Source organism: Sphingopyxis sp. Root1497, assembly GCF_001427085.1.
GTDB lineage: Bacteria > Pseudomonadota > Alphaproteobacteria > Sphingomonadales > Sphingomonadaceae > Sphingopyxis.
In genome coordinates, this window is the sequence record NZ_LMGF01000005.1 from 588,867 (window position 1) to 614,168 (window position 25,302).

Genomic DNA, 25,302 nt, shown 5'->3' on the forward strand with positions numbered 1-25,302 from the left:
GATCACAGCAGGGATGCATCATCGATGGGCGACGAGAGGGAGGAGAGGGAAAGGCTGCTGGCCGGCTTGCGCCTGCTCGACACGCCCGGCCATCTCCTCCGTCGCAACCATCAGCGGTCCTACGAGATTTTCTCAGCGCTCGTCGGCGACGAGATCACGCGGCAGCAGATGGCGCTGCTCATCGTGCTTTACCAGAACCCGGGAGCCGCACAGAGCCGGCTCGTTGCGCTTACGGGGTTCGACAAGGCGACGATCGCCGAGATGATCGGACGAATGATATCCCGAGGCTGGGTCCTGCGATCGCGCGACGTGCACGATGGCCGGGCCTGGACGATGCATATAACTCCGGCCGGCAAGGAGTTGCTGCTGGACCATATTCCGCTCGTCGCCGCCGCGCAGGACGAGATTCTCGCGCCGCTGCCCGAAGACATGCGTCCGGTCTTTCTTCGCTGTCTGCGCCTGCTGCTCGGGCTCGGACCGGTGGGACAGGATCCGGCCTGATCAAAGCGGAAGCTCGGTCAAAATCCACTTATGGCGCGGCAATTGACATGGCATAATATATTATGCCACGATAGCATATAGCCGACTGTTATCGGTCAGCAACAATATCGAATCCGCTTCAGGCGTATCGTTGGGAGAGCATCATGCCGATTGTCAGCACCACCGCGGGAAAGGTGCGGGGCGTTCGCCTCGAGAATGGCTTGCTGGCATTTCGCGGTATTCCTTATGCGGCGCCGCCGGTCGGACCGCTGCGCTGGCGGCCCCCTGCGCCCGTCGCGCCATGGGCCGACGTCAAAGAGGCGCAGGACTTCGGGGCCGACGCGGTGCAGGTGTCCGGCGTGAGGCAGTCCCGCGCGCCTGAGATGTCGGAAGATTGCCTGTACCTTAATGTCTGGGCCCCCGAAGAAGCGCGTGCGGGCGGCTGGCCGGTGATCGTCTGGTGCGGCGGCGGCGGCTTCACGACCGGCGGCGGCGCCTTCGTGACGGAAGATCTTGCCAGGCTCGCCGCGCGCGGTGCCATCCTCGTCTCCTATAATTACCGGCTCGGCATCTTCGGCTTTCTCGCGCATCGCGCGCTGAGCGCCGAATCTCCCGACGGGAGCTCAGGCAACTACGGCCTGATGGACCATGTCGCGGCCCTCGAGTGGGTGCGCGCCAATATCGCGGCCTTTGGAGGCGACCCCGGCCGGATCACCTATATGGCGGAATCGTCGGGCGCCGCGGCGGGACTGCTGATGCTCGCCATGGAACGTGAGCAGCCGCTGTTCGATCGTGCGGTCCTGCTATCGCCGGGGTCGATCTCTCCGCTGCTGTCGCTCGAAGAGGCCGAAGCATCGAGCGCGGCGCTCGACATGACGGCCGAGCAGATGCGCAGCCTCACCGCCGAACAATTGCTCGATCAGGCGAAATCGCTCGCGGCCGCCCCTTCCAATCTTTCGGTGGCCCGGCCGATGCGACCGATCGTCGACGGCCATCTGGTGACAAGCGACAGCGCTTACGCCGAAGGCCGCTTTGCCGCGGTCCCGGTCATCATCGGGACCAACGAGGACGAAGGCCGCTTCTTCACTCGCCGGATGGCGATTTCGTCGCTGGCGGATCATCTGGACTATCTCTCGGACAGTTTCGGCGCCCACGCCGAACGGGCGCAACTGCTCTATCCTGCAGAAACCGAGGCGGAGGTGGCCGGTGCCGTTGCCGCCGCCTATGGCGACATATCGATCAATTTTCCGGTCGAGCGGCTCGCGCGCGCATTTGCCGGTCGCCAGCCGCGAACCTTTCGGTTGGTCTACACCTACCGCCATGGCGACACCCAGCAGCCGCCGACCCATTCGGAGGAATCCGAGACCTTCCTCGACACGCGGCCCCATGTCACTCCTGCCGATGCGGCGATGGCGGACCTGGTCGGCCGCTATCTCATCGCCTTTGCGGAGAATGGCGAACCGTCCGCCGAAGGCCTCCCAGACTGGCCAGCCTATGACGCTGACGCGGCTCCCTTTCAGCGGCTCGATCTGCCGCTGTCGCAAGGCACGCGGTGGCGTTCGGAGCATATGACCTTCCTGTCGGAGGTCTTCGATTAATTTCAGCAGCGCGCGGTCGGCAACAAAGCACTGCCGGCCAACCGGAGAGGATATAAGCATGGCGACGAATGTCGGAGCGGAGACGCTTCTAATCGATGGTGAGTGGCAGCGTGCGCATTCGGGCGCGCATCTTCCGAGCATCGATCCCGCGACTGGCGAGACGCTGGGTGAGGTCGCGGCGGCCGATGCCCGCGATGTCGATGCAGCGGTGCGCTCCGCGCGGGCGGCCTTCGACGGGCGGCGCTGGCGCTCCATTCCGTATCCACAGCGCGCCAAGATCATGTTCGACATCGCCGCTCGCATCGAGGCGGCAGCAGACGAGCTCGCCGTGGCCGAAGTTCGCGAAAACGGGATGCCGATCGCCATGGCCCGCATGACCGTTGCCAATGGCGCGCAAGCCTTTCGGTACTTTGGCGGCTGGATCGGCAAGATCCATGGTCAGACCGGCGAAATTGGCGCGGGCGACGCGTTCCACGGCTTCACGCTCAAGGAACCGGTCGGCGTCGCGGCGCTGATCGTGCCGTGGAACGGTCCGTTCATGCTGGCCTGCCACAAGCTGGCGCCGGCGCTTGCGGCGGGCTGCACCGTCATTCTGAAGCCCGCCGAGGATACCTCGCTGAACACGCTGCGGCTTGCCCGTATCGCCGAGGCGGCAGGAGTTCCGGCGGGGGTGATCAATGTCATCACGGGCCTCGGCTCGGTGGCCGGTCAGGCGCTGGCCGAGCATCCCGACGTCGACAAGATCAGCTTCACCGGGTCGACCGCCACCGGGCGCAAGCTCATCGAGGCGTCGGCGGGCAATTTCAAGCGTCTATCGCTCGAACTTGGCGGGAAGTCACCGGTCATCGTGCTCGACGACGCCGACATCGAAATGGCGGCGCCCGCGATTGTCGGCGGCATCATGAGCAATTCCGGCCAGGCCTGTCATTCGGGGTCGCGGCTTTACGCGCAGCGCGGCATCTATGACCGGCTGATGGCGGCCGTCGCGGGCATCGCGTCGAACCTGGTCGTCGGCAACGGTCTCGATGAAGCGACACAGATGGGGCCCGTGATCTCGCAAACCCAGTTCGACCGCGTCATGGCCTATATCGACAGCGGCGTAGCCGAAGGGGCGGAGGTCGCGACCGGCGGCAAACGGCGCGGCGACACCGGCTTCTTCATCGAGCCGACGATCCTGTCGCACGCCCCTGCCGATGCCCGGGTCGTGCGCGAGGAAATTTTCGGACCGGTGCTGTCGGCGATGCCTTTCGACGATCTCGACTGGGCGATCGAGCAGGCCAACGCGTCGCGCTACGGCCTCGCCGGTGCCGTTTACACGACGTCGCTAGCGAAGGCGCACAGCGTCGCGCGCGCGATCCGTGCGGGAACGATATGGATCAACACCCACCGCCCCACCGAGTTCTGGACGCCTTTCGGGGGCTACAAGGAATCGGGCTGGGGCCGCGAGGGCGGCGCGCAGGGGCTCGATGCCTATATGGAAACCAAGTCGGTTATCGCCCGGCTCTATTGACCGCTTGCGGGAGGATCGTCGATGCTCGAGGCTTCACAGCATAGGATCGTCTCCAGCGACGGCGTGGAGATCGCCTATCTTTCGTTCGGCGAGGGGCGGCCGCTTGTGATCTCGCACGGCGCGTTCACGGTCGCCGACGAATGGTTTGCAACCGCCCGGGCTCTTGCCCGCACGCGCCGCGTCGTCATCATCGAACGGCGGGGCAGGGGACGAAGCGGCGATGCCTCGGCGCATAGCCTTGATGTCGAGATCGACGATCTGGCGAAGGTCGTGTCCGCGCTCGGCGGCGAGGTCGACCTCTTCGGCCATTCCTACGGCGGGGCGTTGATCCTCGGATATGCGCTGCGCACCGGATTCGGCGGCAGCCTCGTGCTCTACGAGCCGACCACTGCGGTTGCGGCGCCGGTCGGCGGCGAGAAGCTGCGATCGGTGGAGGCGCTGTTCGAGCAAGGGAACACGGCCGATGCGCTCGCCTTGCTCTACACCGATGTCCTGCGGATGCCGGCCGATGCGGTGGAGGCGACGCGCGGCACCCCGACCTGGGACCATCATCACGCGCATCTGCGGACGTTCCTGCGCGAATGCGAGGCACTCGACGGCTTCGCGCCGACGGTCGAGGACTGTGCCGGACTCAAGGCGCGAGCCGCTCTCTTGCTCGGCTCCAAGGCCGACCAGTGGACGCGCAACAACGCGGCCGGCTTCGTTCAGCGCATTGCCGGTCTGACCTTGCTGCCGGTGCGCGGGCAAAGCCATTTCGCGCATCTGACCGACCCTGTCATGCTCGCGACGCTGATCGCTGAATCTCTCGACGGATTGAACTAGCCCGTCTTTGCTTTGCGCGGCGCGGCGGTTCCTCCTGTGCCGGGTCAAGCCCGCGCCGGGAGGCGACCGCGGCGCGCTATAGCATAGTGGATCGCGTCACGCCTTTCCGCGCCGATCGGGCCGCTCTCTTCAGGCTAGCGGTGCGCCGCTCAGCTTGCCACCATGAGCAGGTCAGCGGCCTTTTCGCCGATCATGATCGCAACCGCATTGGTGTGACCGCCGATCAGCTCGGGCATGACCGACGCGTCGGCGACGCGCAGGCCTTCGACGCCATGCACGCGCAGCGCGGCATCGACGACCGGGCCGATCGCACAGGTGCCGGCAGGATGATGCGCCGTGGCGACCGTCTTGCGGGCATAGGCCTCCAGCGCCGCGGACTCGGAAACACCCGGACCGGGAAACAATTCTTCACCGACGAACGCGCTGGCCGGTCCGGTGCTGAGCAGGTCGCGGGTCCAGGCGACACTGTATTTCAGCCGCTCCCGATCCTGCGGGTCGGCCAGCAGATTATATTGGATGTGCGGCGCGGCAAGCGGATCGGACGAGGCCAATGTGACGAAGCCGCGGCTCGCGGGCCGCAGCACGACGTTGATCGAGGTCAGCACATCGGGCGCCGGCCGGCGCCACCCGGGGAACCACACATGCGCCGACATGCCCGAGGGAACAAAGATATTCTCGAGGTCGGGGCGCTCAAGATCGGGCCGCGACCGATGATAGGCGATCGAGGTCAGCGGAACCGTTGCGGCGGGACCGCGCCCGGTGAGCAGCCAGGTCAGCCCCGCCATGGCAATGCGGTCGGCCCGCAGGCGCCGGCCAAAGGCGAAGGGCTTTTTCGCCGCGAACATCATCGGGGTCACGACATGGTCCTGAAGATTTCGCCCGACCCCTGCGAGGTCTGCCTGCACCGTGATACCGTGGCGGCGGAGTTCTTCGGCCGGGCCGATGCCCGAGAGCATCAGCAGGTGCGGCGATGCAAAGGCGCCGCCGCACAGGACCACTTCGCGTGCTGCCAGGACGGTCTGCCGGCGACCCGCGCGGATATATTCGACCCCCACGGCGCGGCCGCCTTCGATCAGGACACGCGTCGCTTGCGCCCCGGTCCGGATAGAAAGATTGGAGCGGCCCTTGGCTTGTCCCAGAAAGGCGCGCGAGGCACTTGCGCGCCGGCCGCGATCGACGGTGAGGTCGGGCAGGGCGAACCCATCGGGGCCGTCGGCCTCGAAGTCGTCGACCACCCGGTGACCCTTGCTGCGTGCCGTGTCGTGCAGCGCGGCGGTCAGCGGATCGGAAAAATCGGCGCGAGCGACGCCGAGCGGCCCCGACCCCCCATGCCGGTCCGTCTCGCCCCGCCAGTTCCGTTCCGATTTGCGAAAATAAGGAAGGACGTCGTCGAAGCTCCAGCCCGACGCGCCCATCTGGGCCCATTGATCATAGTCAGCCGGGTGGCCGCGCGAATACATGAGTCCGTTGACCGACGAACACCCGCCCAGCACGCGCCCGCGCGGTGCCGGAACGACGCGGTCGTCGGCAAAGGGTTCGGGCGCCGATTCATAACCCCAGTCGAAAAGCCCCTTGGTGCGCAGCAATCGATAGGCGAGCGGCATCGCGATATACAGGCTGCGCTCGGGACCGCCTGCCTCGAGGAGGAGAACCGAGCGATCGGGATCTTCGCTGAGCCGGCTGGCAACGACGCTTCCGGCCGAGCCGCCGCCGATGATCACATAGTCGTAAACGTCTTTGCCTGACTGGTTCATGGCCGTTCTTTCAGGTTATGCCGAGGTGGCGCTTGGGAGAGAGTGCCTTCCAGGGCCACATTTTTTGGTTTCCGGTAAAGCGTTTAGGTTTCGGTTTTGGCGTATGTTCATGCTCTTGGGGAGAGCCTCGATCGCGACTGTTTTCCGTAGACAGGGCATCAGAACTGCAGGCTGACCTTGGCTCCGAACCGCCGCTTCTCGGGGAGGCCGAGGAAGATCGTGTTCTGGGTCGGCGTGATCACGGGCGTCGGAAGGGGGGGCGTCGCGGAATAGAGCGTGTCGGGCGCGCGCAACGCTTCGGAAAAGCTGTCGTCGTTGAACAGATTCTTGACGTAGAGCTCGAAACTGAATGCGTCTCCGACGTCGAACGTGGCGCGTGCGTTGACGAGGTGGCGTCCGCGGACATAGGCCGAATTGCCATTGTCCGTGAACCATTTGCTGCGATAGAGCCAGTCGAGCCGCAGGCTGCTCTTGGTACCGAACGGGCCGTCGAACGTCAGCACCGGCGACAGGCTGAAGCGCCATTTCGACACATGGTCCAGCATGTTGCCCGACACGTCGGTCGTGCCCAGGATGAAGGCGCCGTCGGGGAACACCGACCGCTTGATCTTGTTGTCGTTATAGTCGGCCGATCCGGAGATCGTCAGATTCTCGCTGATGAAGAGGTCGCCGTTGAACTCGGCCCCCCACAGATTTACCTTGCCGACATTGTTGACGAGATTGATCGGCGTTGCCGGCGGGCCGGGAAGGAAAACGGGCGTCGTGACCTGCGCGCTGCTCAGCTGCAGATAATAGAGAGCCAGCGTCGTGCGCAGCTTGCGGTCGAACCAGCTGCCCTTGTGGCCGACCTCGTAATTGTCGAGCTGCTCCTCAGCGTAAAAGGTGTTGAAGCCCGCGGGAACCTGCGCCGAGAGTGCGGGCGCGAGCGTCGGGAGCACCGCGTTGAAGCCGCCCGGCTTGTAGCCTCGCGAGAAGGTGGCGTAGATCATATGATCGGGCGCGATCTTGTAATCGACGGTGAGCCGCGGCGAGAAGCTCTTGAACGTGTTTCCAAGAAGCGGTCCGGCAAGCGGAAACACCGCTTGCTGCGAAATCTTGTCCCACTGATAGCGCGCCTCGGCACTGACCGTTACCGTGTCGGACAGGTCGATATAAAGGCCGCCGAAGACCGCCGGGGTGCTGACGCCTGAATCGGTGCCTCCGTCGAACGTCGAGGGCAGCGGGCCGACATTGGTGATCAGATAGCCGACCGTTGCCGGACCATAGACCTTGAAATAGCTCGCGCCGAATGTGGCCCGAACGCGCTTGTTCTGCGGGGTCGACACCCGAACTTCGCCGAACAGGTCGTTCGTCTCGCGCTTGGCCAGTCCAGCGAGCTGGATGAATTGCGGTTGCAGGGGAGCGAGGGCAGGGTCGATGAACGGATTGGGAAGCGCCGACGTATCGCGGCCGATGAGCGCCCGGATGTTGGTCAGCGCGGTGTTCGTGTAAGACCCGACGGCAGAGAACTGCCAGCCGCCGTCCGTCTCGACGTCGATCCGCCCGTTGACATGGTGAATGTCGCGTTTCAGCCCGAAATGGCCAAGCGAGGGGCCAAGGCCGAAGCCGTCGAGATCCAGCAGGCTGTTATCGACAAACGCCCCCCGGATCAGGTCGTTGACAACGATATTGTCGCCGATCGACGCGGGATCGATGTCGGAGAGGTCGGGCAGCCGGCCGCAGAAATAGGGGCTGGTGCCGCCCAGGTTGCAGTCGAGGAGCGGCGTGGTGCCAAAAGTCATCAGCTTCGCGGTCGCGGGGTGGCTGTCGTTGTCGCGGCTGAAGGAATAGAAAAGCGAGACGTCGACATTATGCGCCGGCTTGGCTGCCACGGCGAGCGACAGATTGTCCGTCTGCTGCTGCCCCAGCGGCAGCCCATTGACCGCGGATCGATATTGGCCCCCGAATTCATAATGCCGAACGCTGAGCCGTGCCGTCAGAGCGTCGCGGATCAGCGGGCCTTCGACGGTTCCGCGCAGTTCATAGAGATTGTCGGTCCCCGCTTCGGCGCTGACGCGCGCGGCAAATTCGTTCGATGGCTTCTTCGTCACGAAATTGATCGCGCCTGAAAAGGTAGACCGGCCGAAATAGACGCTCTGCGGCCCGGTAAGGACTTCGAAGCGTTCGAGGTCGGTGATGTCGGGGGAATTGTTGCCGGTGTAGGGCGCCCCGTTGATGAAAATGGTCCCGAAGCTGGTCGACAGGCCGCGAAACACGAGGCGGGTGGCGGATCGGTCGGGAAGGCCGCCGGCGCCTTGGCCCTGCGAGGTCAGCCCGGGCGTATAATCGGCGATCTCTGCGATGCTCTTGACGCCGGTCGCCTCGATCTCGCCCGCCGATACGGCCGAGACGGCGACGGGGACATCCAGAAGATTTTCTGCGCGCTTGCGGGCAGTGACGATGATTTCTTCGAGGCCGTTGGCCGCACCATCGGTTGCTTCGGCTGCCGCAACGTCCTGCGCGCTGGCCGCAGCGGGCGCGGCAAGCGCTAATGCCGAGCAGGCCAGCCTGTAGACCAGTCTATCGCGCCTCGGGGCCGCTGACATGGCGGTCCGCATGGCAGTGGTCATTTCGGCACGGCGAAAAGTAAAGGCAGACATCCTGTTTCCCCTCCCAGTGATGGGCTGCTTTCGAGCCTCTTGCAGCAGGATGATAATCCCCCGCCATAACAGTTGCAATAATAACTTATGATACCATAAGATATGGCGTTTCGGCTGTTGACGCGGGGCAAGTGATTGACAATCCCGCCCCTCATCGTCGCCGGGCTGGCGGAGAGGCCGTGGCGCGGCGAAGCGGGTGCGCCGTACTGCTGCGAATCGGACGTCTGCGTCATCCCGCGTGAGACGTCAGGATGGACCGCTGCCGCGCCTCGGGATCGAAGCCTGGCAGCCGGCATATCCAGTCTCTTCAATCCTCCGGTGCGATTTCAACGACGAGGCCATCCAGCTCGGCGGACAGGGTCAGTTGGCAGGAGAGCCGCGATACGGCTTGTCGATGATCGCTGCCGTCGAGCAGGTCGACCTCGTCGCCACTGGGCGGCGGCAGCATGCTGGCGTGCGGTGACTGTACGTAAACATGGCAGGTCGCGCAGGAACAACATCCCCCGCACAGCGCGACCAACTCGTCGAGACCGCTTTCGCGGATCGCTTCCATCAGCGAAATGCCAGGCTCGCCGTCGATCGAGCGGTCGTCGCCGTTTCGGTCGCGGACTAGAATACGGATCATGGCTTGTCTCCATGCACTGTTTGCCCGTGCGTCGCATCGCGATGCGCTCGCTCCGTATCCTGGGCGCCTTTTCGCTCGAACATCGCGGTCAAAATGATCCCGTCAGACGGCTTTGCCGCTATCGGGACGTAACCCCAGCTTGGCGGAATTGCCGGATGTGTGGACGATGAGCGCGCGTTCGAGCAGGTTTGGAGCTGGCCCGCTGCGGGTCCGGCGACCGGACCCGCAAGCCCGAGCAGGAACGCGGCCGTCGCGCCGCCGTCCTCGAGTTCGTCCACATAGGATGCCATGTACCAGCTGTTGCGCAGGTCGCTCATTTTCCACTCCCTTTCACCTGCGCTGGCTCCACATCGCCAAGTCGGCGAGGTGGCGCTCTCGAAGACCTGGTCGGCCCACGGCAGATAAAGCCTTTATCTCATAAGTTATGCTAGCATAGCATTAAATGCTATTTCGATGCGGGTCAAGATGCCTCGCACGCCGGCACGCGCACAAGGCGTACGGGGGCGCACGGCGCTGCGCGATCTGCGAAAGGACAGCAGCCACGACGCAAACAAGTTTCGGCTTGCGCGGGCTTCCCGGGACGTGTCGGAAAGCATGTCGCCGCTCCGGCCCGGGCACCATATATATGAACATTGCCCATATAATTTGGGTGCCTTCTCATTCGAGCTTTGCTAGACTTTTCCGGTATGAAGGAAAGCACATCGAAGGCTCCAAAAAGCCGTAAGCCGCGGGGCGACGGGCATGAACGCATTCCGGAAATACTTGCGGCTGCGCAGCGAGTGTTTAGCCGCGAAGGGTTTGCCAAAACGACGATGCGGCGCGTTGCGAGCGAGGCCGGCGTGTCGCCGGCCGGGCTGTATCTCTATTTCAGCAGCAAGGAAGCCATTCTCGTCGCAATTCGCGACCAGACGTTCGCGGACCTGCATAAATATACCCGCGATGCGGTAATCGATGTCGTCGACGCGGAACAGCGTCTGCGGAAGCATCTGACCGCTTATCTGCGGTACGCGACAACCAATCCCGACAGCTACCGCCTGACGATGCGATCCCAACTGATCCGAACCCCCCGCGCTGGTCGACCGGCATCCGCGCGAGAAGCCATCGGCCGTGAGGCGTTCAACGATCTGCTCGATGACATCGCCGACCTGATCCATCCCGATGAATCGCATGATGAAAATATCACGCACGAACTGGCTGAGACGACTTGGGCGATCATCCATGGCTTGAGCAGCCTGGCGATCGACGTGCCCGATTTCCCGACGTCGGGTATCGACAATTGTCTCAACCAGGCGCTCAACATGATTATCGCGGGAATTCGCTCTCACGAGCCCGGCCGGTCAGGTATAAGGACCTAGGCCCGGGCGCACGTCGCGAGCCGGACGAACTCGTTCAGTCGAGGGGTCTGCTCCCCGTTCGGTCACGCAACACGGGTCGCTCCGGCAGACGTGGGATGCCATCGGACCGGATTTTTTCCGGATCGATTTCTGACACCGCCATCGCGCTGAGATCGTCGTCGTTCCGCGGTAGCGACCCGATGCGTTCGTCTTAGTCGGTTACGGCGGTGGCCTCGATTTCGATCAGATAATCGGGGATATAGAGCATGTCGACGCCGATTACCGAGGTCGGTGGCTGCCCGATGCCCAGCGGCCCCACCACGCGGCCGATGCCCTCGCCGAAGGCCTGCATCTTGTCCGGCGTCCAGCCGGCCACATAGATATTCAGTCGCACCACATCGGCAAAGGTGGCGTTTGCCGACTGGAGGGCGCGATGAACATTATGGAATGCCTGCTCGACCTGAGCGGCGAGGTCGTCCTTGCCGACAAGCTGGCCCTGTTCGTCGATCGATACCTGGCCAGCGACATGAACCTGGCGCGTGCCGGTCGATACGGCCACATGATGGTGCGTGTCATTCCGGACGAGTCCGGTCGGATGGATGTAGGTGACTGGCATGCTATTCTCCAAGAAAATGGAGCATCGAGCGCAAGGCGCTCGATGCTCGCTCGTTTAAAAACTGGCGCGGACACGCACGCCGAAGGTGCGTGGATTGCCCTGGTACAGATCCTGAAACCCGAAGCCCGCGAGATTTTGACCATTTACGAAATAGCGCTTCTGGGTGAGGTTCCGGCCCCAGAAGCTGATCGAGTAGGGCCCGTTTTCGACAGTGACGCTGGCATCGACAAGCGCGTAGGCGTCCTGGCTTTGTACTAGCTGGTTCTGCGGATTGAAGAATATTCTGCTGGTCGCATTCACTGTCGGCGAGAAGCTCGCCTGCCAGTTTCCGGAGCGCAGGAACGTCCAGTCGAACCCGACGCTGCCGGTAAATTCCGGCGAGAAGGGCAACTGATTCCCCGCTAGATCAACCCCGTCGAGCAGGAGGCTGTCGAACTTGCCGTCGAGATAGCCGCCGCTCGCGCGCAAGGTGAAGGACGGTGAAAGCCGCGAAGTGATCTCGGCCTCGATGCCGGTCAGCGACGACTTTCCTGCGTTGAACAGGAAGATGACGCCGGCGCCCCGTATTTCCGTGAGCTGCTGGTTGCTATAGTCGTAGCGGAACGCCGAAGCGGCCACCGTGGTGCTGCCGCCGAACACGCGGCCCTTGACGCCGATTTCGTAGGCGTTCAGCCGCTCCGGAGCGATGTAGGTGACCTGGTCGGGACTGATATAGGCAGCGCCGTTGAACGACCCCGCGCGATAGCCTCGGCTATAGCTCGCATATAGGATGCTGCTGTCGGGCAGTTCATATTCGATCGCCGCGCGGCCCGTAAGAGCCGAGTTCGATCCTCGGGTTTCATACGGCGCGGTGGGCGTGCCGATCGTCTGAAACAGGGGAACGAAGTCGTAATCGGCGAAGAAGGCGGTCCCGCGATAGCGGCCGGTGTCTTCGGTATAGCGCAATCCGAGGGTCAGCGTCAGCGGCTCGGACAAGCTGATGTCGGCTTGGCCGAAGACCGCCTTCGAGCGCCGGATCTGCGTGTAGTTCTGAAGAACGGTGACGCCACCGGTCTGGAAGGTCGGATCGGGCGGCGCGCCGAGCGACCGCAGAAAGCCCAGGGCTTCGTACCGGTTCGCGACCCGGATGCGATCCCAGCCGTAATAGCCGCCCGCCTGGAATTGCACGGCTTCGCTATCGTAGGAAAGCCGTATTTCCTGACTGAACGCGTGCGCGATCGAGTCGAAATAGGTGTTGAGCAGATTGATCGGCGACCCGTCGACATCCTGTCCGAGGTTGAGTTCTGCCCTGTCATAATAGCTCAGGCTCTGGACGCTGAGCGAATCCGTGAGTTCATAGTTGACGGTCAGCTGTGCCCCGCGCGCCGTAATTCGGTTGCGGCGGGGTGTGTCGAGCTCGATATCGTTCCAATCGAGATTGGAACGGTTGTAACCGGTGATCGGATTCACGCCGTCGGGCCCGACGCCGATCGCGTAGGACGCTGGCTGCCAGTTCTTCGAACGTTGTGCGAAAAGCCGGAGGTTGATGTCCAGCTTCTCGCTCGGCTTGAGGCGAATGGCGGCTCTGCCGCTCAGAACATTGGCGTTGAGAATATCGGGCTGGCCAGGAAGAAGGTTTTCGTAATAGGCGTCGCGTCGCACGGCGTCGCCCGAGATCCGGATGCCGAGTACCCCCTCGACCGGAGTAACTTCGAGAGCGCCCTGCGCGCGCCGTTCGTCGTAGTTTCCATAGCCGATTTCGGCATATCCCTGGGTATCGGTCAGCCGCGGCCGCCGCGTGATGATATTGACGGCGCCCCCCGTCGTATTTCGACCATAGAGCGTGCCTTGGGGCCCGCGAAGGACCTCGACCCGCTCAAGATCGTAAAATTGCCCGCCCTGCGCGCCGCGCGACACCACATAGGCATCGTCGACATAGAAGCCGATCGGCGACAATTGGTTGTCGTTATACTCGTTGCCGAGCCCGATGCCGCGCAATGTGAAATTGGGTTGGTTGCCGCCGGTCTGATCGTTCACCTGTAGGTTCGGAACGACCGAGCTCAAGGCGGTTGGGGTGATGATGCGGCGATTGACGAGATCGTCCCCCGATATGGCACTTACGGCCAAGGGCACAGCCAGCAACGATTCCGATCGCCGCTGCGCGGTGACGACAATATCACCTTCCGGCTCGCTGGCGTTCGCTCGATCCTCTTCGGGGGCCGTCTGCGCCATTGCGGGTCCGCTCCAAAGACACAGTGACAATGCAAGACAGCTTGTCGTGATTCCATAGCGTTTCATTTTCTTCTCCCTCTCCTCAGCCTCAGCACTATGAACAATGTTCATTCACTCGATACAGTTTTCGTGGTGGGTGACTGCGGCCAGCACTTGATCATCTTCCCCGTTTCAGGATTTTATGTGCCAGCCACGTGGCTCTTCACCGCCCGAAAGCCAGCGGCAGTCCAGGGCGGGACCAGCGCGCCTTGCGTAACGTTCCCGAGCCCGAGCAGGTCAGCCACACATCCTGCATATCGGGGCCGCCGAAGCACAGATTGGTGACGAGCATATCGGGCAAGGCGACATGCTCGGTGTCGCCGCTCGGCGAGAATATCGTGATGCCGCCATTGACCAATGTTCCGACGCAAACATGGCCGTCCGCCTCGACCGCGAGACTGTCGAGCAGCTGGAAGCCCGGCAAAGTCGCGACGATGTTTCCCGGATGGAAGGGGGGTGGTTCGGCGACCCGACCCGGACCCGCAACCTCGAACGAAAGGAGGCGTCCAGTCCAGGTGTCGGCGACGTAAAGCGTCAGGCCGTCAGGCGAGAGGCCGACGCCGTTGGGCGACATCAGCCCGTCTCTCACGCGTATCGCATCGCAGCCGCCCGCCCTGGACGGCATGTAGCACAGGGCGCCGAAACGCATGCCATGCTCGGTCCGGCTGCCATGATCGGTGAACCAGAAGCCGCCGCTCTTGTCGAAGACAAGATCGTTGGGAGCAATCAGCGGTTGGCCGCCAGCGGACTCGACGACGACGGTCAATTCGCCGGAGTCCAGGTCGAGCCGCTGAACCCATCCGTGCGTGTGGTCCGCGCTCGGCCCCTGCGGAATTTTAAGCCCATCGACGAGAGCAAAGGCCATGCCGCCATTGTTGCAGATGTATAGCGCGCCATCGGGACCGATCGCGGCGCCGTTGGGGCCGCCGCCCACCTCCTTGACGATCGAGCGCCGGCCATCGGGCGACACGCGTGAAACCGTCCCGTGCTCGATCTCCATCAGGAGGACCGAGCCATCGGCCAGCGCGACGGGACCTTCCGGAAAGCCGAGCCCGTCGCAGATGATTTCAGGGGTTGGTGGCTGATGCTGCATGTGCGGCTCGCTGTTCACGTCATGGCTAGACCGCCGGCCACATCGATGACCTGTCCGGTGATGAAGGAAGCGTCGGGAGAGGTCAGGAAACAGCATGCGGCGGCTACCTCCTCCGGCTCGCCGAGGCGGCGAAGCGGGGTCATGTCGATGACGTTCTGGTTTACCGAGTCATCGACCGACGCAATCATCGGCGTCCTGATGCGCCCTGGCGCAAGGCCATTGGCCGTGATGTTATAAGGACCGAGCTCGCCTGCCAGATGGCGGGTAAAGCTCAGCAGGGCGCCCTTGGTCGTCGGGTAATGGATCCCCACGAAGGGCGCGTAGATCTTCGCCGACACCGACGACATGGTGATCATGCGGCCGAATTGGCGGGCGATCATTCCCGGTGACAGAGCGCGGGCAAAGTTGAAGCAGCCGTCGAGATTGACGCTGTTCACCAGCCGCCACTCTTCGGGAGTCATCTCGTCAATCCGCGCACCCCGTCCATCATGCTTGGGCGAGATGCCGGCATTCATGACCAGCGTGTCGACCGGCCCGAGCGCATCCTCCACCTCGGCAACGGTGCGCGACACCTCGGCATAAGATCCCACGTCGGCCTCGGCATAAGCGACATTGTCGCCATGCCTTGCCCAGCGCGACCGCGCGTCCGCAAGCGCGGCTGAGCTCGCGTCGACAATGCCGACACGGGCGCCTTCCGAAAGATAACGTTCCGCGATAGCGCTGCCGATTCCGCCGGCACCGCCCGTGACGATGACGACACGGTCCTGATGGCGGCCCGGCTGGCTCACAGCGTCGCCCCGATCATCTCGTTGAGCATGCTATGGGGAGGCAGAGCCTTTGGATCGACGATCACTTCGACGACCGTCGGAAGGTCCGCCTTCAACGCCGCCTCAAGCGCCGGCCTGATCTGGTTTACATGTTCGACCCGGATTCCCACCGCGCCAGCCGTCGAGGCCATGGCCGCGTGATCGACGGGAGCAAATTCGATCGCGGACGTCGCGCGGCCGAACTGGGCCTCCTCTCCCAATCGCTGATAGGCAAGCTCGCCATTGTTGAGGACGATGGTGACGACGGGAATCCGTTCGCGCACAGCGGTTTCAACTTCTGACCAGACGTGCGCAAACCCGCCGTCACCGACGATCGCGATCACTTTGGCATCGGGCCGCGCGAGCTTCGCGCCGAGCGCGTAAGGCATGCCCCATCCGAGCCCGGCGATGCCGCGCGGGGTGAGGAAACGCTGACCGCCCGCACGTGCGGTCAGAAATGCCGTGACCCAAAGCGTCGCAAGACTCGCGTCGGCAACGACGATATCGTCGGGGCCGATGAGCGGATCGAGATCGGCCATCAATTTCAGCGGCGAGATCGGCTCGGCATTCCGAGCATACAGTTTTGCGAGGTCCGTACCGCGCTTTTCTCGCCCCTCGCGAATGCGCGCTTCGATCGCGGGGCGTGCGGCCCTTCTCGCGCTCAAATCGATCTTGAGAACGGCTTCCGTCAAATCGTCGAGCGCGGCGCGGGCATCGCCGAGGAGCCGCACCGATTCATAGTTTCGACCGATTTCGACCGGGTCGATATCGACATGGATATATTGCGCGTCAGAAGAGGTCAGCTGCCAGCTGTCGGTGCCATTTTCATTGGTCCGGTTGCCGACGAAGAGGATGACGTCGGCATCCGTCACCAGATCCCGTGTGTAAAATGCCGGCCCGGTCCGTCCGGTCACATTGGCAGCAACCCCGATGGAAAGCGGCGATGTCTCGTCAATGGCGCCCTTGCCCATATTGGTGGTCGCGACGGGAATATGGGCCGCGTCGGACAGGCGCGAGAGGGCAGTCGCCGCGCCCGATACGTGAACACCGCCTCCGGCCATGATCAACGGCGCGCGCGCCGAGCCGAGAAGCCGGGCGGCAGCCTCGACCGCCTGCGCGTCGGGTCGTGGACGATCGAGCGGGAAAGAGCCAAGGCTCCGCGACCGGACGAGCTTCGCCGGCTGGACGGGCATATTGAGGACATTTTTTGGCAAGAGAAGGACAACCGGCCCCGGTCTCCCACCATTGGCGTGCATCATCGCAAGGTCGATATAATCATCGACACGTGCGGGATCATCAATCGTGCGGGTCCACTTCGAAACGCCGCTGAAGAGCGCCAGATGATCGAAGTCCTGAAATGCATTACGGTCACGCACGTCGGTCGGAACATCCTGCACGAGGACGAGCATCGGGATCGAGGCCTTGATAGCCTCCGCCATCGGCGCGACGGCAAGCGTCGCAGCCGGACCATTCTGAACCGCGATCACCCCGATCTTGTTTGTGATGCGCGCATAGCCTTCGGCCATCACGCCGCCTGCGTTCTCGGTGCGAAAGAGAATCTGTCTGACCCCCGCGTCTTCGGCCGCGAGCATCAAGGCGCTCGGATTGCTCTGCCCGAAAATGATCTCGACCTCGTGGCGGATCAGGGCTTTGGCAATGGCTTGGGCTACTGTGTCGCTCATTTATAACCTTTCTTCGCCGGCGATCCGACAGTTCGGTTCGCCCCGGCTTTAAGCCCCAGGAAGTCGATGATTTTGGGGTTGACGAGTTCGCGCGCTTCGAGAGCGGGGCTGTGGCCGACGCCTTTCAGCCGCCACAGCTGACAGTCCGGAATGCCCTCGAAGAGCTCGTCCGACCAGGCCGGCGGGCGAACCAGATCTTCCGTGCCCGAAATAACAAGCGTTGCCGCCTTGATGTCGGGCAGGAGGCTGACGGCACTCTCGCGCTCGACAACGCCGGTCGCCGCATGAACGAAATTGGGGCCGATACCGCCAAGGTGGCGGCGGACGTCATCTAGCATGGCCGCCTTGGCCGGATTATCCAGCGTCGTTTTCGCAAAGAGGACGCCTAGGACAAATTCCACGAGCTCCGGCCCGAAACCGTTCCTGGCCACCTCGGCAGTCGACGCGGCGAAGGCTTCACGCTGCTCGGCGGGTTCGGCGCGCGCCGATGCGCCGAGCAGCACCATGCGATCGACCCGGTGCGGATGGCGGGCGGCAATTCGCACTGCCACGTCCGCACCCATAGATTGGGCGACGAGCGAGAAACTCTCGACGCCGGCGGCATCAAGCGTTTTGAGCACGTCGTCGACGCAGTTCTCGATCGAAACGGTCTCGTTTGCCTCGCCTAGCCGCTCGGCCTGGCCTGGAAAGGTCGGCGTGATGACGTTGGCATCCGCTCCGATATCCGCCCGCAAGTCGTCGAACATGACAGGCGACAGAAACAGCGAATGAAGACAAACGACCGTGGGCAGACTGTTGTCCGATGTTTCAGGCATTGAGCTTTACCTCCCCTTTCACAATCTCGTCATGGGCCGCTCGCGGCTCCACCCGCCATGTCATGCCGATGCCGCCAAGGGCCGCGGTGCATCGTTGCAGGAGCTCGCTTCCAATCGGATCGGGCCAGACAAGTAAGACTTCGCGCGCGGCCGGGTCGCCGCATTCGATGGATATCGGCGGGCAATCCGCGAGCGCCTCCTGCGCTGCGGATATTGCAGCGAGCTGGCGAAGGCGGCTGCGATTGAGTTTGCCGACATTGGTCGTCGGAAGAGCCGGCAGAATTTCGACATGGCGCGGACGCGCGGGCGGCTCGAGTATGTTTGCGCGGAGATACTCGTCGAAATGCGGACGATCGAAACCATCCTCGATGACGACATAAAGCACAGGCACTTCGCCGGCATAGGCATCGGGCCTTCCAACGGCGGCGGCCTGCCGGATGTGCGGATAGCGCGCTGCGATGTCCTCGATCGACAAGGGGTCGATGTTGTGACCGCTGCGCACGATGACGTCTTTGATCCGTCCGCGTAGCAGCAGCTGCCCGCCTTCGTCCCACATACCCAGATCGCCGGTTTTGACATGGCGTCCGCCGGGATTTTCGGAGATACCGGCATCGACCAGATAGCCCGAGAAAGCACTCGGTCCGCGCAATGCAACTTCGCCAAGCGGTTCGACAAGTGCGATTTCGAGTTTGGGCGGCAGGAAGCCGACGCCGGCTCGGTCCAGGCGACCGTCAAGTGGCTGGCCGGAGCAGAAGCCCGCAAATTCGGTCATGCCATAGACTTCGCAAAAAGAGATGCCGGTCCCGTCGACCAGCCGCGTGCGAATGACCTCGGGCATGGTGCTCGCGCCTGTGACCATCGCCCGGAACGGCTCTGTCATCTTCGGCAGCGGATGCTCGGCGACAGCCGACCAACTGGTAGGCACGAGGCCGGCGACCGTGACCTTCATCTCGCGGATGACGGTCCAGAGGTTCGCGACGAGCTCCGGATCGCGTGCGCCCAGGAGGCCGCAGGTAAGATTGGCGGCGCCCGAAAGAAGAGCGCTCGTGGCCAGAGCGAGCGCGCCGCCAACGTGGAAATAGGGAAGCAGGTTCAGTGCGCGGTCCGTCGCCTTCCATTCCAGGACCTGTCCGGCGAAAGTCGGCCCAGCGACCAGCGCGCGCCGGCTCAGCCGCGCAAGTTTCGGCGAGCCACTTGTGCCGCCGGTATGAAAAAGGGCGCCGATTGCTTCAGGGTCGCGCGCCCGTTCGGGAACCTCTCCGCAGCTCTGCAGGTCGCTCCAGCTCAAATGCTGGATATCGGCCTCGGGGATCTGGATCGGAGCTTCGACCGTACTGACGACGGCGCGAACCCGCGGGGCTGATGCGATTGCTTCGGCAACACGTGCGCCAAGCCCGTTTGCCCCCGGCTCGCCCACAATGATGCACATCGTGACGCCGCCAAGCTGGAACTGCCGGGCCAGCGCTTCGCCCGACAGCAGCGAATTGACTGGAAACGCCGTCGCGATATCGCTGGCGGCGTAAAATGCTGCAAGATATTCGGGAAGCGACGCGCCGATGATCGCGACGGTATCATCCGATTGTATGCCGTAGTACGCCATTCCGGCTGCCAGGCGGTCGATCGTCCGTACTAGCTCGGCATAGGTCAGCGATCGACAGGCATCGGATCCAGCGCTGGCCCGATGAACGATGGCGAGAGCATCGGGCGCACGCTCCGCCACGTCGCGCAGAAGATGGCGAATGCCTATTCCCGTGGACCAAATTCCGTCAGACATTTGATTCAGCCTCTCCGTGCCGGCGTTCGCTCTCGTGGCTTGCGGTCTTACGCGGCCAGCTTCAGGCTGTTTTTGGCGCTGCGATATTCTTCGCTCATCCGCTCGACCAACCGTGCGACCGGCAACACCTCTTTGACCGCGCCAATTCCCTGGCCGCAGCCCCAGATGTCCTTCCAGACCTTGGCATCGCTCTCGCCACCCGATTTGAAGCTCATCTTGGAGGGATCGGATTGCGGAAGATTTTCGGGATCCATCCCGGCCGCAACGACGGAAGGCCGCAGATAATTTCCGTGAACGCCGGTGAAGAGATTTGAATAGATGATGTCATCCGAGCTGCATTGGGCGATCATCTCCTTGTAGCGCTGATCGGCGTTGGCTTCGGTTGTCGCGATGAAAGCAGATCCGACATAGGCCAGATCGGCGCCGCATGCCTGCGCGGCCAGAATCGCGCCGCCATTCGCGATGGCGCCGGAGAGCGCAATGGGCCCGTCAAACCAGTCTCGCAGCTCCTGCACCAGCGCAAAAGGCGAGAGTGTGCCAGCATGTCCGCCGGCACCGGCCGCCACCGCAATGAGGCCATCGGCACCCTTTTCGATCGCCTTGCTGGCGAAGCGATTGTTGATGACGTCATGGAGCACGATGCCGCCCCAATCATGGACAGCCGCGTTCAGCCCCGCGTCCGCGCCGAGGGACGTGATGACGAGCGGCACCCGGTGCTTGGCACAAAGCTCCATATCCTGGTCGAGACGGTTATTGGTTCTGTGCACGATCTGGTTGACCGCGAACGGCGCAGAAAGACGGTCCGGATTATCCCGGTCCCAGGCCGCCAGTTCTTCCTTTATCTGATGCAGCCACTCGTCGAGCAGCGACAGCGGTCGCGCATTCAACGAGGGAAAGGAGCCCACGACCCCGGCCTTGCACTGGGCGATTACCAGCTCCGGATTCGAAATGATAAAAAGAGGCGAGGCGATAAGCGGCAGCCTCAGGCGGTCTCTCAAAATTTCCGGCAACGCCATGTAATCCCGTCCTCTTCCTGTCATTTTTGCTCTGCGTGCTGCGAGCTTGGTCTTCCCCGATTCCTTAACTGGACAATGTTCACATAGTTTGCGAATAGAATGCCGTCAAATTTTTTTGCGAGAGGGCGATCGATGACCGAGAGTGGTTCCTGGCTGGCCTGGGGCGGCGAGGCCGATGCATTTCCGGAGGCGATGCAGGATGATTTGCGCCCCTTGGGCGACATGATCGACAGACTCGTGTCGGGCTGGGGAGATGCCATCACCCTGGGAACCGTCGACCGCCCAGCGTTGGTTGCGCGCTTACGCGAGATGGCATCGCTGGACCTGCTGGGGGTCGAAGTGTCCGAAGACCGAGGCGGCTTCGGTTTGTCGACGGTGGAGAATTGCCGGATCATGGAGGCCCTCGGCCCGACCGGTTCGCTCTCGGTCGCCTATGTGGCGCATGCGAGCCTAGCGTCCATTCCGCTGGCGCGTTACGCCGATGCAAGCCTGGCAGCCGCTTATCTTCCCCGGCTTGTCTCCGGCGAGCTGATCGGCGCATATTGTCTGACCGAACCTGGCAGTGGCTCTGACGCGCAGGGCGCGCGGACGAAGGCGCGTGCAGTTGATGGCGGGTGGCGTCTGTCCGGGACCAAGTCCTGGATATCGAATGGCGGCGTGGCCGATGTCTTCGTCGTGTTCGGACATTTCCAGCAAGGAGACGCATTCCATTTCAGCGCGTGCGTGGTCGAAAGGGGTTGGACCGGCGTGTCGATCGGGTCCGAGGAGAAGAAGCTCGGCATGCACGGCTCTTCCACCACGACCGTGACGTTCGACGACGTGTTCGTTCCCGAAAGCAATCTGATCGGTGCACCCGGGGACGGGACGCGGATTGCCTTCGGCACGCTCAACTCCGGGCGGCTGAAGGTGGGCGCAATCAGCGTCGGGGCTTGCCGCGATTTGATCGGGACCTCGTGGCGCTATGCCGAAGACAGGGTCGCCTTCGGCAAGCCGATTTCGCAGCTGCCGGCAGTGCGAGAGAAGCTCGCCATAATGACGGCGCGGACCTACGCGCTGGAGGCCGCGGTCTATCGCACGGCGCACCTGATCGACGCGGAGAAGAAAAGCGGTGCCGATCCGCATTCGGCATTCGCCCTCTTCCAGGCCGAGGCCGCCTTGATCAAGGTCATGGGTTCGGAAACCCTCGCCTTTTGTGCGGACGAGGCGATTCAAATTCACGGCGGCAACGGATACTCCGAGGAATATGGTGTCGCGCGCGCCTACAGGGATGCTCGGGTGCAGAGAATTTACGAAGGCACGAACGAGATCAACCGCGGTCTTGCGACAAAGACATTTCGTTCGAGATGGAGCAGGCGAGATCCGCACCAGCAAGCCGGCCCTGATGGCTCGGTCATTCTGCGGCTCGCCGAGCATGTCCTCGAGGGCGTTTCTTCCGGGCACGAAGACGAAGCGCTGCTAGCGCAGCCCTTGGCGGACATATTTCTGGCGGCGCTCGAGGCCGACAGCGCTGAACGGCGGGCGACCTTTGCAGGAGGTCCGATGGCCGAGGCGCTCGCAAGTCTCGCGTCTACGGAAGCGGAACGGCACGCTCTGGACGCAGCTTTTCGCCTCCCGGTCGATGTCCGTGCCCGGGTCAAGACCGCCATCGACGAACTCTATGGCCGCGTGCTGAGCAGCGACCGTAATCGCGCTATTTCCAAGAGCGCAAAATTCATCGCTGCGTTCGCGGGCCGGTAGTCCTGCCCGATCATTGGAGGTCTCTCGCTCGCCGGAGGCCGGCGTCAGCCGCTGTCGGCGATGCATAAACAATGTTTACTTAGCCGTCCGGGAACGGTAGATGGTGGCCCGAAATCGGAGTCGGCATCGCGTACGGACCGGCGCGACAAATCGGGAGCGGAGATGGCAGCGATGTATAAACTACTGATCGACGGGAAACTGGTCGATGGGGCGCGGTCGATCGGCGTAGTGGATCCTGCCACGGCAGAAACCTTCGCCGAATGCGCGTGCGCCGACGAAGCGCAGCTGAATCTGGCCATTGACGCCGCCAGCCGTGCCTTCCCGCAATGGGCCGCATTGCCCCAGGACGAGCGCGGCCGTTATCTCCTGGCTTTTGCAGATGCCCTTGAGGCCCGGCATGGCGAACTGATCGACCTGCTGACGCGCGAGCAGGGCAAGCCGACGCGCGAAGCCACGCACGAGGTCTTCGGAGCGATCTACGTGCTCAGGTTTTTCGCGGGCCAGTCTCTGCCGGGGGGCAAGATCCGCGACACCGACGATGGCGCGATTTTCAGGCAGTATGTGCCGCTTGGCGTCGTCGCGGCCATCACGCCGTGGAATTTTCCGTTGCTGCTGATGCTCGGCAAAGTTGCTCCCGCGCTTACGGTGGGCAACACGATGGTGGCGAAGCCTGCTGCAACCACGCCGCTGACCGCTTGCCTGCTCGGGAGCATAGCGGCCGATATCCTCCCGCCCGGTGTGCTCAACATCATCGTCGACGACAACGACCTTGGCGCGGCTCTGACCGCCCATGCCGACATTGCCAAAATCAGTTTCACGGGCTCCACCGCAACGGGCAAGCGGGTGATGTCGAGTGCGTCGAACGCCTTGAAACGCATCACTCTCGAGCTGGGGGGCAATGACCCTGCTATCCTTCTGCACGATGTAGACGTCGAGATTGCGGCGCCCCACATCTTCGCCGCGGCGATGATGAATGCGGGCCAGGTCTGCTTCGCTGCCAAGCGGATCTATGCCCCGGCGGCTCTTGTCGACCGGCTCTGCGCCGAACTCGCCCGGTTGACGAAGGAGGCGAAAGTCGGTGCGGGCGCCGATCCCGAGACCGTGATCGGCCCGCTGCAAAACGCCGTCCAGTTCGAAAAGGTAAGGCGCTTTCTGGCGGATGCGAAAGCAGCCGGAACACTCGTTGCTGAAGGGCAGCCGAGCAACCAGGCCGGCTTTTTTGTCGCGCCGGCCATCGTGCGCGACCTGAGCGATGATGCCGAGCTTGTTCGGGAAGAGCAGTTCGGCCCGATCCTGCCGATATTGTCGTACAACAGCATCGATGAGGTCATCGCGCGGGCCAACAACAGCCCCTATGGCCTGGGCGCGACGATCTGGGCCAGCGATACCGAAAAGGCGATTGCAGTCGCCGAACGGATCAACTCCGGTACGGTATGGATAAACAAGCATTTCGACCTACCGTTCGATATCCCGTTTGGCGGCGCCAAGCAGTCCGGGGTGGGATATGAGCTGGGAGAGCGGGGCTTGACCGAATACACCCAGGTCAAGGTCATCAACATGACGCACTTCCCGCGGTCGGCAGACGTCGCGGCCGGCCCGCTGTCCTAGTTCGTCCCTGCCTGCTCGGTCGCGGAATGGCCGTCTTCGGGGCGGCAAAGTTTGAAGGAGTGCTTCGCTATGACCTTACCTGGCCCGCTCGCTGAGCGCCTCGCCTCTATGGGGCCGATGATGCAGATATTTGTCGATACGCTCAGCGGCGCTTCGACAGAAATGAGCCTCGATGAGCTGCGCGCCATCCATCGTAGCGGGCTCGGCGCAATGCCGGTCGCCGAGGGTGTGACCTTCGGGCAGGTGGACATGGCTGGCGTGCCGGGCCTGCATGTCATCCCGCCGAACCCGATCGAGGGCCGCGCGCTTTTATATTTTCATGGCGGCGCTTACATCGTCGGCGATCCTGAAGGATATAAAGGCTTCGTATCCTTTATCGCGACGGTCACGAATATGGCCGTCTTCGTGCCGCATTACCGCCTGGCGCCCGAACATCCCTTTCCCCAGCCAATCGACGATTGCGTTACCGCCTATCGCTGGCTGCTCGAACGCGGGGTCGCCTCCGACCAGATCATCTTCATGGGTGACTCCGCGGGCGGTGCGCTGACGGTGTCCGTCATGTCGATTGCCAAATCGATGGGTCTCCCTCTGCCATTGGCGGGAGTTGCACTATCGCCTTGGGCAAATCTCACGCACAGCGGCTCCTCGATGCAGACCCGCGCGGATCGGGACCTGATTCATGCCGGCGTGCCCGACGCGCTTCAAACCATGGCGCGGGTGTTTCTTGCCGGGGCGCCGGCCGAACATCCGAACGCTTCACCCGTCTTTGGAGATCTGTCGGGCCTTCCGCCCATCATGATCCAGGTCGGCGAAGCCGAGCAGCTTTTGTCAGATGGCTTCCAGCTGTCCGAGCGTCTTGCCGAGCATGGCGTTCGTGTCACGCTCGAAGTGTGGCCCGAGATGTTCCATGGCTGGCAAATGTATCATGGCGAACTGGAAGACGCTGCCGCAGCAATGCGAACCGTCGTCTCGTTTATAAATGCGTCCTTCGGAGGATAGACGCCGCCGTTCCTGCACCTCCTGAATGTAATTTCTGTTGGGGCAGGCGGTAACCGGAATTCATGTCGCCGACCATTCAAGTCCCCGGGGTGTGCGATACAAGTGCAAATGTCGATATTGGAACGGGGCCTGAGCGGCGGGAGA

The 25,302-nt window shown here is 63.0% G+C and carries 20 protein-coding genes; 8 read left to right on the plus strand and 12 right to left on the minus strand.

The window, feature by feature from the left end; all coding sequences use genetic code 11:
• Positions 1–24: 24 nt before the first annotated feature.
• The 4 genes from ASD67_RS17270 (at position 25) to ASD67_RS17285 (ending at position 4,410) form a co-directional block, all read left to right on the plus strand.
• A complete protein-coding gene (locus tag ASD67_RS17270; RefSeq protein ID WP_056349946.1) occupies positions 25–501 on the plus strand; it encodes a MarR family winged helix-turn-helix transcriptional regulator in 477 nt (158 codons plus the stop codon).
• A gap of 143 nt (positions 502–644) precedes the next feature.
• Complete coding sequence (locus ASD67_RS17275) at positions 645–2,078, plus strand: carboxylesterase/lipase family protein (RefSeq protein ID WP_056349948.1); 1,434 nt, start codon at positions 645–647, stop codon at positions 2,076–2,078.
• A 58-nt stretch (positions 2,079–2,136) separates the two neighbouring features.
• A complete protein-coding gene (locus ASD67_RS17280) occupies positions 2,137–3,588 on the plus strand; it encodes an aldehyde dehydrogenase family protein (protein ID WP_056349950.1) in 1,452 nt (483 codons plus the stop codon).
• 63 nt (positions 3,589–3,651) lie between these two features.
• Positions 3,652–4,410, plus strand: coding sequence for an alpha/beta fold hydrolase (locus ASD67_RS17285; protein WP_162248606.1), 759 nt, complete (start codon positions 3,652–3,654; stop codon positions 4,408–4,410).
• Positions 4,411–4,559: 149 nt separating this feature from the next.
• Here ASD67_RS17285 and ASD67_RS17290 read toward each other — a convergent pair whose 3' ends face one another.
• The 4 genes from ASD67_RS17290 to ASD67_RS17305 all read right to left on the minus strand — a co-directional run bounded on the left by ASD67_RS17290 (position 4,560) and on the right by ASD67_RS17305 (position 9,745).
• A complete protein-coding gene (locus ASD67_RS17290; RefSeq protein WP_056349953.1) occupies positions 4,560–6,164 on the minus strand; it encodes a GMC family oxidoreductase in 1,605 nt (534 codons plus the stop codon).
• Between the two features lie 158 nt (positions 6,165–6,322).
• Positions 6,323–8,749, minus strand: a complete 2,427-nt coding sequence (locus ASD67_RS17295) for a TonB-dependent receptor (protein WP_162248607.1) — start codon at positions 8,747–8,749, stop codon at positions 6,323–6,325.
• A gap of 361 nt (positions 8,750–9,110) precedes the next feature.
• Entirely contained in the window at positions 9,111–9,428 is a 318-nt protein-coding gene (locus ASD67_RS17300; RefSeq protein WP_056349956.1) for a 2Fe-2S iron-sulfur cluster-binding protein, read from the minus strand.
• Complete coding sequence (locus tag ASD67_RS17305; RefSeq protein WP_056349958.1) at positions 9,425–9,745, minus strand: hypothetical protein; 321 nt, start codon at positions 9,743–9,745, stop codon at positions 9,425–9,427. Before ASD67_RS17305 ends, ASD67_RS17300 begins: the two co-directional genes overlap by 4 nt.
• A gap of 369 nt (positions 9,746–10,114) precedes the next feature.
• On the opposite strand from ASD67_RS17305, the gene ASD67_RS17310 reads away from it, so the two are divergent.
• Positions 10,115–10,783: a TetR/AcrR family transcriptional regulator gene (locus ASD67_RS17310; RefSeq protein WP_082545140.1), complete on the plus strand. Its 669-nt coding sequence runs from the start codon at positions 10,115–10,117 to the stop codon at positions 10,781–10,783.
• 190 nt (positions 10,784–10,973) lie between these two features.
• On the opposite strand, the gene ASD67_RS17315 is transcribed toward ASD67_RS17310, so the two are convergent.
• From ASD67_RS17315 to ASD67_RS17350, 8 genes are all read right to left on the minus strand, one after another.
• Complete coding sequence (locus ASD67_RS17315; RefSeq protein WP_056349963.1) at positions 10,974–11,378, minus strand: RidA family protein; 405 nt, start codon at positions 11,376–11,378, stop codon at positions 10,974–10,976.
• A 54-nt stretch (positions 11,379–11,432) separates the two neighbouring features.
• Positions 11,433–13,589, minus strand: coding sequence for a TonB-dependent receptor (locus ASD67_RS17320; RefSeq protein ID WP_056349965.1), 2,157 nt, complete (start codon positions 13,587–13,589; stop codon positions 11,433–11,435).
• Positions 13,590–13,791: 202 nt separating this feature from the next.
• Complete coding sequence (locus ASD67_RS17325) at positions 13,792–14,739, minus strand: SMP-30/gluconolactonase/LRE family protein (RefSeq protein WP_235535715.1); 948 nt, start codon at positions 14,737–14,739, stop codon at positions 13,792–13,794.
• Positions 14,736–15,509: an SDR family oxidoreductase gene (locus ASD67_RS17330; protein WP_056349968.1), complete on the minus strand. Its 774-nt coding sequence runs from the start codon at positions 15,507–15,509 to the stop codon at positions 14,736–14,738. The genes ASD67_RS17325 and ASD67_RS17330 overlap by 4 nt, the downstream gene beginning before the upstream one ends.
• Positions 15,506–17,209, minus strand: coding sequence for an acetolactate synthase catalytic subunit (locus ASD67_RS17335; protein WP_056349969.1), 1,704 nt, complete (start codon positions 17,207–17,209; stop codon positions 15,506–15,508). The genes ASD67_RS17330 and ASD67_RS17335 overlap by 4 nt, the downstream gene beginning before the upstream one ends.
• A complete protein-coding gene (locus tag ASD67_RS17340) occupies positions 17,206–18,024 on the minus strand; it encodes an alpha/beta fold hydrolase (RefSeq protein ID WP_056349972.1) in 819 nt (272 codons plus the stop codon). Before ASD67_RS17340 ends, ASD67_RS17335 begins: the two co-directional genes overlap by 4 nt.
• Positions 18,017–19,798, minus strand: a complete 1,782-nt coding sequence (locus ASD67_RS17345) for an AMP-binding protein (RefSeq protein ID WP_082545142.1) — start codon at positions 19,796–19,798, stop codon at positions 18,017–18,019. Before ASD67_RS17345 ends, ASD67_RS17340 begins: the two co-directional genes overlap by 8 nt.
• A 47-nt stretch (positions 19,799–19,845) precedes the next feature.
• On the minus strand, positions 19,846–20,814 hold the full coding sequence (locus tag ASD67_RS17350) for an NAD(P)H-dependent flavin oxidoreductase (protein ID WP_056349976.1): 969 nt from the start codon (positions 20,812–20,814) through the stop codon (positions 19,846–19,848).
• Positions 20,815–20,946: 132 nt separating this feature from the next.
• Between ASD67_RS17350 and ASD67_RS17355 the strand changes: the two genes are divergently transcribed.
• The 3 genes from ASD67_RS17355 to ASD67_RS17365 all read left to right on the plus strand — a co-directional run bounded on the left by ASD67_RS17355 (position 20,947) and on the right by ASD67_RS17365 (position 25,158).
• Positions 20,947–22,551, plus strand: coding sequence for an acyl-CoA dehydrogenase family protein (locus tag ASD67_RS17355; RefSeq protein WP_056349979.1), 1,605 nt, complete (start codon positions 20,947–20,949; stop codon positions 22,549–22,551).
• Between the two features lie 162 nt (positions 22,552–22,713).
• Positions 22,714–24,159, plus strand: coding sequence for an aldehyde dehydrogenase family protein (locus ASD67_RS17360; protein WP_056349981.1), 1,446 nt, complete (start codon positions 22,714–22,716; stop codon positions 24,157–24,159).
• A gap of 69 nt (positions 24,160–24,228) precedes the next feature.
• Positions 24,229–25,158 (plus strand): alpha/beta hydrolase, encoded by a 930-nt coding sequence (locus ASD67_RS17365; RefSeq protein ID WP_082545144.1) that lies wholly within the window; start codon positions 24,229–24,231, stop codon positions 25,156–25,158.
• Positions 25,159–25,302 lie beyond the last annotated feature (144 nt).

Coding starts and splice junctions, on each gene's coding strand:
- ASD67_RS17365 (WP_082545144.1), top strand. CDS start 24,229: ATGACCTTACCTGGCCCGCTCGCTGAGCGCCTCGCCTCTATGGGGCCG.
- ASD67_RS17335 (WP_056349969.1), bottom strand. CDS start 17,209: ATGAGCGACACAGTAGCCCAAGCCATTGCCAAAGCCCTGATCCGCCAC.
- ASD67_RS17290 (WP_056349953.1), bottom strand. CDS start 6,164: ATGAACCAGTCAGGCAAAGACGTTTACGACTATGTGATCATCGGCGGC.
- ASD67_RS17300 (WP_056349956.1), bottom strand. CDS start 9,428: ATGATCCGTATTCTAGTCCGCGACCGAAACGGCGACGACCGCTCGATC.
- ASD67_RS17315 (WP_056349963.1), bottom strand. CDS start 11,378: ATGCCAGTCACCTACATCCATCCGACCGGACTCGTCCGGAATGACACG.
- ASD67_RS17305 (WP_056349958.1), bottom strand. CDS start 9,745: ATGAGCGACCTGCGCAACAGCTGGTACATGGCATCCTATGTGGACGAA.
- ASD67_RS17350 (WP_056349976.1), bottom strand. CDS start 20,814: ATGGCGTTGCCGGAAATTTTGAGAGACCGCCTGAGGCTGCCGCTTATC.
- ASD67_RS17355 (WP_056349979.1), top strand. CDS start 20,947: ATGACCGAGAGTGGTTCCTGGCTGGCCTGGGGCGGCGAGGCCGATGCA.
- ASD67_RS17275 (WP_056349948.1), top strand. CDS start 645: ATGCCGATTGTCAGCACCACCGCGGGAAAGGTGCGGGGCGTTCGCCTC.
- ASD67_RS17340 (WP_056349972.1), bottom strand. CDS start 18,024: ATGCCTGAAACATCGGACAACAGTCTGCCCACGGTCGTTTGTCTTCAT.
- ASD67_RS17345 (WP_082545142.1), bottom strand. CDS start 19,798: ATGTCTGACGGAATTTGGTCCACGGGAATAGGCATTCGCCATCTTCTG.
- ASD67_RS17310 (WP_082545140.1), top strand. CDS start 10,115: ATGAAGGAAAGCACATCGAAGGCTCCAAAAAGCCGTAAGCCGCGGGGC.
- ASD67_RS17360 (WP_056349981.1), top strand. CDS start 22,714: ATGGCAGCGATGTATAAACTACTGATCGACGGGAAACTGGTCGATGGG.
- ASD67_RS17270 (WP_056349946.1), top strand. CDS start 25: ATGGGCGACGAGAGGGAGGAGAGGGAAAGGCTGCTGGCCGGCTTGCGC.
- ASD67_RS17280 (WP_056349950.1), top strand. CDS start 2,137: ATGGCGACGAATGTCGGAGCGGAGACGCTTCTAATCGATGGTGAGTGG.
- ASD67_RS17295 (WP_162248607.1), bottom strand. CDS start 8,749: ATGTCAGCGGCCCCGAGGCGCGATAGACTGGTCTACAGGCTGGCCTGC.
- ASD67_RS17320 (WP_056349965.1), bottom strand. CDS start 13,589: ATGGCGCAGACGGCCCCCGAAGAGGATCGAGCGAACGCCAGCGAGCCG.